Source organism: Labilibaculum manganireducens (assembly GCF_963665805.2).
Lineage (GTDB): Bacteria > Bacteroidota > Bacteroidia > Bacteroidales > Marinifilaceae > Labilibaculum > Labilibaculum manganireducens.
Genome location: NZ_CAXXEE010000003.1, coordinates 4475367 through 4487411 on the forward strand (window position 1 = coordinate 4475367; position 12045 = coordinate 4487411).

General features: G+C 36.0%; 15 protein-coding genes. 8 read left to right on the forward strand and 7 right to left on the reverse strand.

The features are described from left to right. Positions 1 to 3: 3 nt before the first annotated feature. From ACHZAX_RS17525 to ACHZAX_RS17540, 4 genes are read right to left on the reverse strand one after another with little or no spacing between them, the layout of a single operon-like run. Positions 4 to 858, reverse strand: a complete 855-nt coding sequence (locus tag ACHZAX_RS17525; protein ID WP_320019992.1) for a hypothetical protein — start codon at positions 856 to 858, stop codon at positions 4 to 6. 8 nt (positions 859 to 866) lie between these two features. Further along, complete coding sequence (locus ACHZAX_RS17530; protein WP_320019993.1) at positions 867 to 1352, reverse strand: dihydrofolate reductase; 486 nt, start codon at positions 1350 to 1352, stop codon at positions 867 to 869. An 11-nt stretch (positions 1353 to 1363) separates the two neighbouring features. Then, positions 1364 to 2158, reverse strand: a complete 795-nt coding sequence (locus tag ACHZAX_RS17535; protein ID WP_101310755.1) for a thymidylate synthase — start codon at positions 2156 to 2158, stop codon at positions 1364 to 1366. A 16-nt stretch (positions 2159 to 2174) separates the two neighbouring features. Then, positions 2175 to 3152, reverse strand: coding sequence for a nucleoside recognition domain-containing protein (locus tag ACHZAX_RS17540; protein ID WP_320019994.1), 978 nt, complete (start codon positions 3150 to 3152; stop codon positions 2175 to 2177). Positions 3153 to 3481: 329 nt separating this feature from the next. Here ACHZAX_RS17540 and ACHZAX_RS17545 point away from each other — a divergent pair, with 329 nt between their 5' ends. Further along, on the forward strand, positions 3482 to 4735 hold the full coding sequence (locus ACHZAX_RS17545; RefSeq protein ID WP_101310757.1) for a nucleoside permease: 1254 nt from the start codon (positions 3482 to 3484) through the stop codon (positions 4733 to 4735). A 76-nt stretch (positions 4736 to 4811) separates the two neighbouring features. Here ACHZAX_RS17545 and ACHZAX_RS17550 read toward each other — a convergent pair whose 3' ends face one another. Both ACHZAX_RS17550 and ACHZAX_RS17555 read right to left on the reverse strand, forming a co-directional pair. Next, the gene (locus tag ACHZAX_RS17550) at positions 4812 to 5417 is read right to left on the reverse strand and encodes a bifunctional nuclease family protein (protein ID WP_101310758.1); all 606 of its coding nucleotides are present in this window, start codon (positions 5415 to 5417) and stop codon (positions 4812 to 4814) included. 87 nt (positions 5418 to 5504) lie between these two features. Then, positions 5505 to 5693, reverse strand: a complete 189-nt coding sequence (locus ACHZAX_RS17555) for a hypothetical protein (protein ID WP_320019995.1) — start codon at positions 5691 to 5693, stop codon at positions 5505 to 5507. Positions 5694 to 5903: 210 nt separating this feature from the next. Between ACHZAX_RS17555 and rplU the strand changes: the two genes are divergently transcribed. The 7 genes from rplU to ruvC all read left to right on the forward strand — a co-directional run bounded on the left by rplU (position 5904) and on the right by ruvC (position 11580). Beyond that, positions 5904 to 6215, forward strand: a complete 312-nt coding sequence (rplU, locus tag ACHZAX_RS17560; protein ID WP_101310776.1) for a 50S ribosomal protein L21 — start codon at positions 5904 to 5906, stop codon at positions 6213 to 6215. A gap of 19 nt (positions 6216 to 6234) precedes the next feature. After that, complete coding sequence (rpmA, locus tag ACHZAX_RS17565) at positions 6235 to 6495, forward strand: 50S ribosomal protein L27 (protein ID WP_101310759.1); 261 nt, start codon at positions 6235 to 6237, stop codon at positions 6493 to 6495. Positions 6496 to 6608: 113 nt separating this feature from the next. Further along, positions 6609 to 7883, forward strand: a complete 1275-nt coding sequence (serS, locus tag ACHZAX_RS17570; RefSeq protein ID WP_101310760.1) for a serine--tRNA ligase — start codon at positions 6609 to 6611, stop codon at positions 7881 to 7883. An 89-nt stretch (positions 7884 to 7972) separates the two neighbouring features. Continuing rightward, positions 7973 to 9790, forward strand: coding sequence for a tetratricopeptide repeat protein (locus ACHZAX_RS17575; protein WP_320019996.1), 1818 nt, complete (start codon positions 7973 to 7975; stop codon positions 9788 to 9790). Positions 9791 to 9828: 38 nt separating this feature from the next. Beyond that, positions 9829 to 10131: a DUF4286 family protein gene (locus ACHZAX_RS17580; protein ID WP_320019997.1), complete on the forward strand. Its 303-nt coding sequence runs from the start codon at positions 9829 to 9831 to the stop codon at positions 10129 to 10131. An 11-nt stretch (positions 10132 to 10142) separates the two neighbouring features. Further along, a complete protein-coding gene (locus ACHZAX_RS17585; protein WP_124992600.1) occupies positions 10143 to 11036 on the forward strand; it encodes a DMT family transporter in 894 nt (297 codons plus the stop codon). After that, positions 11029 to 11580, forward strand: a complete 552-nt coding sequence (gene ruvC / locus ACHZAX_RS17590) for a crossover junction endodeoxyribonuclease RuvC (protein WP_245870393.1) — start codon at positions 11029 to 11031, stop codon at positions 11578 to 11580. Before ACHZAX_RS17585 ends, ruvC begins: the two co-directional genes overlap by 8 nt. Positions 11581 to 11650: 70 nt before the next feature. Here ruvC and ACHZAX_RS17595 read toward each other — a convergent pair whose 3' ends face one another. Then, positions 11651 to 12043, reverse strand: coding sequence for an HIT family protein (locus ACHZAX_RS17595; RefSeq protein ID WP_101310765.1), 393 nt, complete (start codon positions 12041 to 12043; stop codon positions 11651 to 11653). Positions 12044 to 12045: the final 2 nt, after the last annotated feature.

Here is a 12045-nt window from a genome sequence, read left to right on the forward strand (position 1 = left end):
TCTTTATAATGTTATTGATATATTTGCTCCGAATGCGCTTACTGTGGCCTTTGCATCACAATCAGACTCAGACTCAGGATCTCCTCCTCCAAAATTTACTATACCATCACCAATATCACTTAATGAGAAATCGGCCTTCCCGCCTATAATGTTCTTGCACGAATAAGCGTAGATTAAGTCACTACTACTTTCCAGATCAAACAATACTCCATCAGGAGTTTCCCCCGAAAGACTCGTTGTAAATTTAAAAACATCATCAATATAAGCAGGCGAACCTGCTTCGCTCTTAAGAAAAGTGTAAACATTGTTTATACTTGCTACAGTAACTGTATAAACCGTTTCCCCGGTTCCGCTAATTAAAAATTCCGCATTTTCCATTTTCATGGAAAAATCATTTCCAGCGGTTTCTCCGGTTATCTGAAAGTCAACTGTTCCGGTTATGGAATATCCATAAGATGAAAAATCCCTTAACCGAATATCAAAAGATTTCAGATCCCCATCTTTAGGATCTACAATTACTTTTCCTTTAAACGCGGCACCATTCGAAGAACATGTTGCTGTTCCATAATCCAATACAATTGAATCAAGCACAGACGTTTCTGAATTTCGATGAACTGAAGCCTTCAGGCATTTAGCTACATTTGTTGTGATCAAATCACCTGTGAATTCCAATTTATGCATCGCTATACCATTCACATCCATTGCTAAATCGTTAAATACATTTTCTATTTGCAGAGTAAGCTCGGCAGGAACAGAGAACACATCAAGAATAATATCTTCAGGATCTGATCCTGTTGAACATGAATTCACCAATAAAACACAAAAGGATAATGCTAAACCTGAAATAAAACGCCTCATATATACTGCTATTTTCTAATGTAATCGATAAATGAATAAGGGACTTCGTTTTTTTCATCCGGAAGACAATCCTCTCTGTTGACAGATTTCCATTCTTTTAAATCCAAAACCGAAAAAAAAGTATCTCCTTCAAAATCCTTATGAACTTTTGTGTAATATATCTTATTAGCCTTAGCCAAAGCTTCTTTATAAATAGTTCCTCCGCCAATAATAAAAACTTCCTCCTGATCCGAAAATTTTTCCAAAGCCTCCTCTAAGGAATTAACAACAACACATCCTTCTGCCACATAATCCGCTTGACCGGTTATAATTACAGAAGTTCTGTTTGGCAATGGCTTACCTATTGATTCGAAAGTTTTTCTCCCCATAATAATGGTATGGCCTGTGGTTAAAGCTTTAAACCTTTTTAAATCGGCAGATAGCTTCCAGATTAACTGATTATCTTTTCCGATTACCTGATTTCGGGAAACGGCAACAATAATTGATACATTCATAATGTTTAGTTTTAAATGGAAATTGCTCCTTTAATATGAGGATGTGGATCGTAGTTTTCCAAACTAAAATCCTCAAATTTAAAATCGAATATACTTTTAACCTCAGGATTTATTTTAAGTACCGGAAGTTCTTTCGGTTCTCTCGACAATTGCAACTTTACCTGATCCATATGATTCATGTAAATATGTGCATCACCCAAGGTATGTATAAACTCACCTGGTTCCAAATCACACACCTGAGCCATCATCATTGTTAAAATAGCATAGGAAGCGATATTAAACGGAACTCCCAAAAATATATCGGCACTGCGCTGGTACAACTGACAGGAAAGTTTGCCATTGGCTACATAAAACTGAAACAGTGCATGACAGGGAGGCAAAGCCATATTTTCAATATCTGCCGGATTCCATGCACTTACAATTAACCTTCTTGAATCAGGATTGTTTTTAATATCATGCACCACTTGCGTGATCTGATCTATTGATTCTCCATTGCTTTTTGGCCACGATCTCCACTGGTACCCGTAAACATGCCCCAAGTCGCCATTTTCATCAGCCCACTCATTCCAAATTCTAACGCCATTGTCCTGAAGATATTTCACATTGGTATCTCCATCTAAAAACCAAAGCAATTCGTGAATTATAGATTTTAGGTGAAGTTTCTTAGTGGTTAAAAGAGGAAATCCTTTGGATAAATCAAAGCGCATTTGATGACCAAAAACACTTACGGTTCCCGTTCCGGTTCTGTCTTCTTTCTTATTCCCTTCTTCGAGAACTCTTTCTAATAAGTGAAGATATTGTTGCATAACTAATTGTCAAAATTTAATTTTTAAAGATAAAACTATTTAACGACTTCCTTATAAATAGTTCGAAACGATATAACCACACCACAATAATTCCTAAAAATAAACGAGGAATAATCAACCAGCCCAAAGGCACACCAATAGCTGCAAATAATAGCGGGTCTTCTAATTGTGAATGGGATACAGCAATGTGATGATTTAATAAATCAGCTTCCGATTTTGTCATTTGTCCCTTTTCAACTTGTTCTATCATAATGGCCGAACCATATGCCAAACCCAAAGTATTGGCCACAATCCAAGAAAACGAGGTGGAATCGGGCAGTCCCATTATTGACTGTAAAGGAGCCAACATTCGTGACAGCCATTTTATAACTCCAAAAACTTCCAGAATTCGCTGCAAGATCATCAACAAGGTAATCAAAATTATCACTTTTAAACTTAATACCAACGAAGACAAAAGCCAAGCTGTAAACATTGAATTAAAAGTTTCCTGCTGCACAAAAAGGTTGCTGTGAACCTGAAATGAATCTGCCGGCAAAGCCCAATTTAAAAATAATCCAAGAACAAAACTTCCTGTCAATCTTAGAATTATCATTCGAAACATCGACGATCCTGTTTTTTTTAGAACCGCTGTTTCAATTATAAAACCGTGTGCCACCAAACACATTGCGGCTAAAATTGTAACCACCCGCCCCTCCATCTCCAAACTGGTAATTACAGCAATCGCCGTATAAATATTCGTAAAAATACTGGTTAGTAAAACAAATGCCGATTCTCCCGGCAAGCCCATATACTCGAATACAGGCTGCAAATAACCCGAAACCAAAGCCAATATTCCTGTGTAGTTGAGCAACAACACACCAAAGGAAACCGGAATCATGATACTCAAAAGCCACTTAGATGTGGAATAGGCTTTTGGAATAGATTCCCTGACAGCTGCAATGATTTTAGCTTTCGTCGACAGGGTTTTATCATGAACTGAACTTTCCTGAATCATTTATATTCAACTTGAGTGAAGTACAAAAATACTTTTTTCAATCAATTTACAGGTCATCTCCAACACATACATTTACCAAATTAGTTCGCTAAAAAATAAGACCGCTCTATCTAGAATGTTTTCATATCACTTGTAATTGTCATAAAAAGACAATGCCGGTATTTTAAGAATCTATTTTTTTAGTTAGTTTTGACACTTCTGATTTTCAAAAGAGTAAAGATTTCAATCTTTATCAGCAAATCCTCGGGCGAATTTCAAATGAGACTACGAAAACAACCAATAACTAGTAAGACATAGCAAATACTAACCTATTTTTTAAAAACATCGTTATGGGTATAAAAAATCGTCTGATATTAATGAACTTCCTTCAATTTTTTGTTTGGGGAGCATGGTTAATAACTATTGGTGGTTATTGGTTTCAAAACAAAGGCTGGTCAGGAACTGAATTTGGCGCTATTTTCTCAACAATGGGCATTGCATCCCTGTTTATGCCTGCTATTGCGGGAATTATTGCCGACCGTTGGGTTAATGCCGAAAAACTTCTTGGAATCTTCCACATTTGCGGGGCAATAATACTTACTCTTTTACCCCAGGCAAACACTCCTGCATCTATGTTTTGGCTGATGCTAATTAATATGTTTTTTTACATGCCAACTATTTCCTTGTCAATTACAGTTGCCTATTCGGCATTAAACAAATCGAATATGGATGTAGTTAAGGAATATCCACCCATAAGAGTTTTTGGAACTGTTGGTTTTATTATTGCCATGTGGACTGTTAGTTTGCTTAAAATTGAAACTTCAGCATTACAATTCTACGTAGCTGCCCTTGCCTCTCTTTGTCTTGGTTTCTATGCATTTTCTTTACCGAAATGTAATATCAACAAAGAACCACGGGACAAATCCATTGTCAATTCGTTAGGACTAAATGCTTTTCGGTTATTCAAAAATCCTAAAATGGCAATGTTCTTCATTTTCTCGATGTTGCTGGGTGCTTCTCTTCAACTTACCAATGCCTATGGAGATACATTCTTGCACGATTTTGCAAAAATAGATGCATACAAAGAACTAATTGCTGTAAAATATCCAGCTATCATCATGTCGATTTCTCAGATATCTGAAACCCTTTTCATTCTGGCCATTCCTTTCTTTCTAAAGAGATTTGGAATAAAAAAAGTCATGCTAATAAGTATGATTGCATGGGTTCTTCGATTCGGACTATTTGCTTTTGGTGATCCATCAGGTGGATTATGGATGATAATTCTTTCTTGTATTGTATATGGAATGGCTTTTGATTTCTTCAATATCTCCGGTTCACTATTCGTTGAAACCTCGAGCGATTCAAGCATGCGTGCAAGTGCTCAGGGATTATTTATGATGATGACCAATGGATTTGGTGCCATTTTGGGAAGTTGGTCAAGTGGTCTCATTATCGATACATTCTTTAAAGGCGAGGGAGATCTTTTTAATTGGGAAGGGATTTGGAGTACATTTGCAATCTATTCCCTAGTTGTTGCTATTTTCTTTGCAATTCTGTTTAAACACAAGCACGATCCAAAACAACTTGCCGGATTTAACCACTAAACAAGTTTACATACAACAAAAATGGCAAGTTTTCACTTGCCATTTTTTATAATCAAAAAATACTTTGTATTTTCTTTTAAACTGATTCTCCCCGACGATCAATTTCATCACGAATCAGTGAAGCTCGTTCGTAGTCTTCATCACGAACTGCATCCTCAAGCATCCCTCTAAGCTGTGCAATAGAATATTCGGTAAATTGACTCCTCTTCTCGGGCTTAGGTACTTCTGGGTCTGTTTGTCCGGCAATCATCGGATCTTCAGATTCTCCCTCAAGACTTAATACGATTCCTGCTTTCTCAATTATTTCTTCTGTTGTGAATATTGGACACCTAAAACGCAGAGCAATGGCAACAGCATCTGATGTGCGGGAATCTATCCGAATACGACTAAGCCCTTTTTCGCAGATTAACTCTGAATAAAAAATTCCCTCTTCCAACCGATAAATATTAACCTCAACAACATTCACTGCAAAAGCTTCAGCGAAACTTTTAAAAAGATCATGAGTTAATGGACGCGGAGGCTCTAATTCCTCCAATTGAATAGCAATTGACTGAGCCTCAACACCACCTATAATGATAGGAATCCTTCGGTCTCCATCTTCTTCAGACAATACAAGTGCGTAGGCTCCTGTTTGCGTCTGACTGTACGACAATCCTAAAACGTTAAGTTTTATTTTACCCATAAAAACTCCTCTTTTTTTCACCAAACAATAAACAAATATAAGAATTGTTTTTAAATCACTATTAACAATAAACTGAGCTTATTTCTCTTATTTGCCAATACTTGCTGATTTACTTCCGTTTACAAAAACAAATTGTCTGCAAACTGCTAAATAAGCAACTTCTGATTCATTTTCATCAATCGTAAATATATCATACATTGATTTTCCATACCTTATCTTATGAAGATACATATTATAGCCAAAGAAATCCAAAACTAGCCATGGAAACTTATCCACTTGATTTTATTTTTGTGAAATCAATTGAAATAAGATCCAAATCGAAAAAAAAAGAATCAAAATGATTCATTTACAGGAGTAAAACTTTGTTTATCAATTATTCTTTTTTATTTTTGCAATCCGAAATAAAATTCTTTGGGGGTTCACCAAGAGGTATATTTAATGTTTAAAATGACCCACCCTCAGGAACAAACCGTAAAATTAGAAATAATGTACGTAATTGTAGAAATCGCTGGTCAGCAATTTAAAGTTGAAAAAGACCAAAAGATTTTTGTTCACAGACTATCTGCTGAAGAAGGTGGACAAGTAGAGTTCCCTAAAGTACTTTTAGTGGATAACGATGGTGAGATAGTAGTTGGTGCTCCAACTGTTGAAGGAGCTAAAGTAACTGCTAAAGTTTTATCTCACATGAGAGGTGACAAGGTAAAAGTATTCAAAAAGAAAAGAAGAAAAGGATACAGAAAACTGAACGGACACCGTCAGGACCTTTCACAAATTCAAATTGAAGAAATTGTTGCTTAATCCTTAAAAATATAACAAAATGGCACATAAAAAAGGAGCCGGTAGTTCTAGAAACGGTAGAGAATCGGAAAGTAAGCGATTAGGAGTTAAGATTTTTGGCGGGCAATTGGCTAAAGCTGGAAGCATTCTTATTCGTCAAAGAGGAACAAAACACAACCCAGGTGAAAATGTAGGTATTGGCAGAGATCATACTCTTTTTGCTCTTATTCCTGGAACAGTGGTTTTTAAAAAGAAAAGAGATAATAAATCTTACGTTTCTATTGAACCTTTAGCTGAATAGATTATTTAGCTTTAAAATATTTAAATCTCCTGCTTTATTTCGTATAAAGACAGGAGATTTTTTTATTTTTATAACCTGAAAGTTATAGATATAATCATTAACAAAAGATACTGATGTTAAGCCTCAAATACCTACAGGAAAATAAGGAAGAAGCCATTAAGGCTTTAAAAATCAAGAATTTCGATGCAACAGAAATCATCGGGAGAATTATCATTCTTGACGAAAAAAGAAAAGAAAGCCAAGTAAAATTAGATGCAACATTGGCAGAAATGAACGGTTTATCGAAAGAAATCGGAATGCTTTTTAAAAGTGGAAAAGCTGATGAGGCGAATGCTGCAAAAGAAAAAACCGGAGAATTGAAGGATTCTATTGCCGAATTAACTGCGATTCAGAACAGTACAGTTCAGGAATTAAATGATTTGTTGCTTCAAATCCCGAATACACCGCATTCATCTGTTCCTGCAGGTAAAGGTGAAACTGAAAATGTTATTGAAAAAACGTGTGGAACTATTCCAAAACTGCACGCCGATGCAATTCCTCACTGGGAATTAGCTAAGAAATATAATATTATTGATTTTGAATTGGGAAATAAAATTACCGGGGCTGGTTTCCCTTTATACAGAGGCAAAGGTGCAATTCTTCAGAGAGCATTAATCAATTTCTTTTTGGATGAAAACCGCAAAGCCGGTTACGAAGAAGTAATTCCTCCATTGGTTGTTAATGAAGCTTCAGGATACGGAACCGGACAATTGCCTGACAAAGAAGGGCAAATGTATCACGTAACTGAGGATAACCTGTATTTAATACCTACAGCTGAAGTTCCGGTAACAAACATTTACCGCGATGTTATTTTAAAAGAAGAAGATTTTCCGGTAAAAAATACCGCTTATTCTGCTTGTTTTAGAAGAGAAGCCGGATCGTACGGAAAAGATGTACGTGGTTTAAATCGTCTTCACCAGTTCGATAAAGTAGAAATTGTACAATTACAGCATCCTGATAAATCATATGAAGCTCTTGAAGGAATGGTAGCCCACGTTGAGGGTCTTATCCTGAAATTGGAACTTCCTTACCGCCTGCTTCGTTTATGTGGTGGTGACACCAGCTTTACTGCGGCTCTTACCTTCGATTTCGAAGTATTTTCTGCAGCTCAGGACAAATGGCTTGAAGTAAGTTCCGTTTCTAATTTTGAAGCTTACCAATCGAATCGTTTAAAATTACGATACAAAGGTAAGGATATGAAAAAACCTGAACTGGCACATACTTTGAACGGAAGCGCACTGGCATTGCCTAGAATTGTGGCCGCCTTGCTTGAAAACAACCAAACTCCTGAAGGAATCCGAATTCCAAAAGCATTGGTTCCTTACACTGGATTTGAGCTAATCGACTAAAAGATATTTACTTAATTTTATGGCCCGGTTCGAAACAACCGGGCTTTTTTTATATTTTTGAGTAGAGTATCATCTTTAAAAAACTGGTTTTGAAAAAATTCATAGTAAGCTTTCTTATTCTGATTTCCTTCTTAGGATCTGAATACAGCTATTCACAAAACAACATTCAAACAGAAAGTCAACTGGCTTTTAACTACTTTCGTGATAAAGAATACAGACCGGCATCTTCCCTATTCTTTAACCTGCATAAAATTACACGGTCAAGAACTTATTTCAACTACTATATTGATTGCTTAATTCAACTTGAGGATTATCAGGAAGCAGAGAAATCAATTAAAAAAGAAATTAAAAAAAATCCGGACGACCGAAGCTTTTTAATTGACCTGGGATTTGTTTATAAAACGGCAGGAGAAAATGATCAAAGTCTGGCTCAATACAATCAGGTTTTAAAAGACTTGATTCCTGTCAGAAGTGAAATCACTAGTATTGCTAACACTTTCGTAAGAAAACGCGAATATGAATTCGCCGTTAAAACATACGAAATTGGCAGAAAACTTCTCAATCAGGAGCATCTCTTTCACATGGAACTGGCAACTATTTTCCTATCTCAGAGAGATTTTGAAAAGATGGTTTCGGAATACCTGCTGGCACTTTCAGTTGATCCAACACAAATAAAAACTGTAGAAAACCATTTGCAATCCGCACTCCTTCAGGATATCAATTCAAGTTTGGATCCCATTCTCAAAAATCAATTGCTGCAAAAAATACAAACTGAAACTGAAAACCTCAGCCTTAAGGAATTGCTGCAATGGTATTTTATGCAGAAAAAACAATTTCAGGCTGCTTTCACACAAGCTAGATCGATAGATTTAATTGGAAAAGAAGATGGTTCCCGCCTGCTATCCTTAGCAAGCGCTGCAAGAACAAATGATGATTTTAAAACTGCTCTTGAATGTTATCAACATGTAGTTGATAAAGGATCTTCATCGCCCAATTATTTAAATGCACGCGTTGGTGATTTGGAAACCCGTTATCTTCTGCTTCAAAAACAAAATTCAACTTCAAAATCTGATTGGCTTGAGCTTTCCGGACGATATAAAAAATTCTTTTCGGAAGAAAATACTGCCTTGCAGAACAGTTCTGTTCTAATACAATACGCACACATCAATTCATTCTTTTTGAATCAAACGGCAGAATCAACCGAACTATTAGAAAAAGCATTGGCAAGTTCAGGACTTAGCCAACAAAACAGATCGGAATTAAAACTTGAACTGGCAGACATCAAGTTATTTACCAACGAAAAATGGGATGCAATTCTACTGTATTCACAAATCGAAAAATCAAACAAAAACAACACGATCGGCTTCGAAGCAAAATTCAAAAAAGCCAAAGTGTCTTACTTTATGGGCGAATTAAAATGGGCCAAAGCTCAGCTGGACGCACTAAAAGGAAGTACTTCGAAACTAATAGCCAACGATGCAATTTTCCTATCGCAATTGATTAGTGACAATACTACTTTAGATACAAGCTACACAGCTATGAAAATCTATGCTGAAGCAGAATTCCTGATGTATCAGCGAAAAGATTCTTTAGCCCTTCTTAAGCTGGATGAATTGCTTAAAAATCATCCGGGACATTCACTAACTGATGAAGTTTATTTTTTGAAATATGAGATTTTCATCAAAGCAAATAAAACAGAACAAGCACTTTTGGCCTTGTCCAAAATTATAGAAGAACATCCATACGAAACTCTTGCGCCAAAGGCATTGTTCACACAAGGAGAACTGCTTCAGAAGTTAAACGAAACAGAAAAAGCCATGGAGAACTACAAAAATATTGTGACTGAATATTCTGACAGCATATACTCTGTTGAAGCCCGAAAAAAATTAAATGATTTAAGAAAGTGAAATTTAAATACCTTTGCAAAAACTAAAGACAACAATCAATGATTATATACAATACCAGCTATTTGATCGAAAATTCTATGGAGAAAGAGTTTTGTGAATGGATGAAAATAAAATTTATCCCTTTACTTAAAGAAACGGGAACTTTTTCCGCCAATTATTTTTGCAAAGTAATGGTTGCAACAGAAAATGAAGGTTTGACCTATTCACTTCAACTTCTGTTCAAAAGCAAAGAATTATTCACTAAGTATCACTGTAGTTTCGAGCCAAGAGCCAAAGCTGTTTTCGAAGCAAAATACAGAAGTCAGGTAATGAGTTTTTCATCCTTGCTGGAAGAAGCATAATTTCCAAGACTTTGGATACGCAAAAGAAAGCATACATTTACGCCCTGTCAGCAATCTTTTGCTGGTCAACAGTAGCCACAGCATTTAAAATTGCATTACACGGAATGGATTTTCTTCATCTTCTGCTAATCTCTTCGGGAATAGCCGTGCTTTTTTTGGGCTGTTTACTTTTATTCACATCTCAATTACAAAAAACTTTTTCAGGAAGCACAAAAGATTATATTCGATCGGCAGGATTGGGCTTTTTAAATCCATTTCTATACTATTTGGTGCTTTTAAAAGCTTACTCAATACTGCCTGCTCAATTTGCTTTGAGCCTGAACTACATTTGGCCAATTACCTTGGTACTTCTTTCGATCCCTTTATTAAAACATAAAATTGGATGGAAGAGTATCTCATGCATATTGGTAAGTTTTTCGGGCGTTGTGATTATTGCTAACAAAGGTTCATTCACATCCATTCAAACCCCAAATACCTTTGGAGTACTATTAGCTCTTTCCAGCTCCGTATTTTGGGCTCTGTTCTGGTTATTTAATGTTCGCGATTTAAGAGAAGAAAAGGGTAAACTATTTTTGAACATGGCTTTTGGCTTTCTTTATATCCTGATATCTATCATCCTGTTTTCTGAATTTCGCATGCCTGACAACAAAAGTATTTTAGCTGCTGTATATATCGGTGTCGTAGAATGTGGAATTGCAGCTGTATTCTGGTTAAAAGCATTAAAAATGACAAGTTCAACAGATAAAATAAGCAATCTGGTTTTTTTAAGTCCGTTTGTTTCCTTGCTGTTTGTTCATCTTATTATCGGAGAATCTATCTATCTTAGTACTCTTGCAGGACTGGTCCTAATCATTTTGGGTATTGTACTGCAAAAATTTATTCGAAAAACCAATTCAATTGAGTAACGACAGAATAATAATGGGAATCGATCCCGGCACCAATCTAATGGGCTACGGACTAATAAGAATTGCAGACAAAAAACCGCAAATCCTGGTTTCCGGTGTCTTGGATCTCAAAAAAATTTCTGATCCCTACATTAAACTTCAGAAAATTTTCCAACGTACACTGCAGGTAATTGATGAGTACAAACCCGATGAATTAGCTATTGAATCACAGTTTTTTGGAAAAAACATTCAATCAATGCTTAAATTAGGCCGGGCTCAAGGTGTTGCAATTTCAGCAGCATTGCATCGCAATATTCCCATTTTTGAGTACGCACCAAAAAAAATTAAACTTGCGATTACCGGAACCGGACTGGCTTCGAAAGAACAACTGGCAACCGTTCTTCAACGTTTTTTTAATCTGAAGGAATTCCCACAAAATTCAGATGAAACGGATGCCATTGCAATAGCAATGTGTCATTTTTTTCAGAGCAATGCCATTGCATCTGCAGGTAAACCAAAATCCTGGGCTGATTTTGTTAAGAAAAATCCGGACAGGGTCAAATAATTTTTAATTGAATCACAAAAAAAGCCACTTAAAAAGTGGCTGATATCTCTATTGGAAGAATTGATTCTATTTAAAAATTCTCTCTAATTTTTGCGGCAATTTCGGCCAGCTTATCCGATGCTATTTCCAACTTTGGATTCGCAAAGTTTAAATCTCCAACATTATTTATCGGCACCAGATGAATGTGGGTATGCGGAACCTCTATACCAATAACAGCAATTCCAATTCTTTTGCATACAATGGTATTCTCAATTGCCTTTGCTACGCGTTTGGCAAAAAGATTTAGTCCTGCTAAAACATCATCATCCAAATCAAAAATATAGTCAACCTCCTGCTTTGGTATTACCAAAGTGTGACCTAATGCCAAAGGACTGATATCCAAAAAAGCAAAATAGTTCTCATCTTCAGCTATTTTGTGGCAAGGAATTTCGCCATTTACTATTTTTGTGAAAATTGAAGCCATAT

Coding starts and splice junctions, on each gene's coding strand:
- ACHZAX_RS17530 (WP_320019993.1), bottom strand. CDS start 1,352: ATGAATGTATCAATTATTGTTGCCGTTTCCCGAAATCAGGTAATCGGA.
- ACHZAX_RS17535 (WP_101310755.1), bottom strand. CDS start 2,158: ATGCAACAATATCTTCACTTATTAGAAAGAGTTCTCGAAGAAGGGAAT.
- ACHZAX_RS17545 (WP_101310757.1), top strand. CDS start 3,482: ATGGGTATAAAAAATCGTCTGATATTAATGAACTTCCTTCAATTTTTT.
- ACHZAX_RS17595 (WP_101310765.1), bottom strand. CDS start 12,043: ATGGCTTCAATTTTCACAAAAATAGTAAATGGCGAAATTCCTTGCCAC.
- rplU (WP_101310776.1), top strand. CDS start 5,904: ATGTACGTAATTGTAGAAATCGCTGGTCAGCAATTTAAAGTTGAAAAA.
- serS (WP_101310760.1), top strand. CDS start 6,609: ATGTTAAGCCTCAAATACCTACAGGAAAATAAGGAAGAAGCCATTAAG.
- ACHZAX_RS17580 (WP_320019997.1), top strand. CDS start 9,829: ATGATTATATACAATACCAGCTATTTGATCGAAAATTCTATGGAGAAA.
- ACHZAX_RS17550 (WP_101310758.1), bottom strand. CDS start 5,417: ATGGGTAAAATAAAACTTAACGTTTTAGGATTGTCGTACAGTCAGACG.
- ACHZAX_RS17525 (WP_320019992.1), bottom strand. CDS start 858: ATGAGGCGTTTTATTTCAGGTTTAGCATTATCCTTTTGTGTTTTATTG.
- rpmA (WP_101310759.1), top strand. CDS start 6,235: ATGGCACATAAAAAAGGAGCCGGTAGTTCTAGAAACGGTAGAGAATCG.
- ACHZAX_RS17540 (WP_320019994.1), bottom strand. CDS start 3,152: ATGATTCAGGAAAGTTCAGTTCATGATAAAACCCTGTCGACGAAAGCT.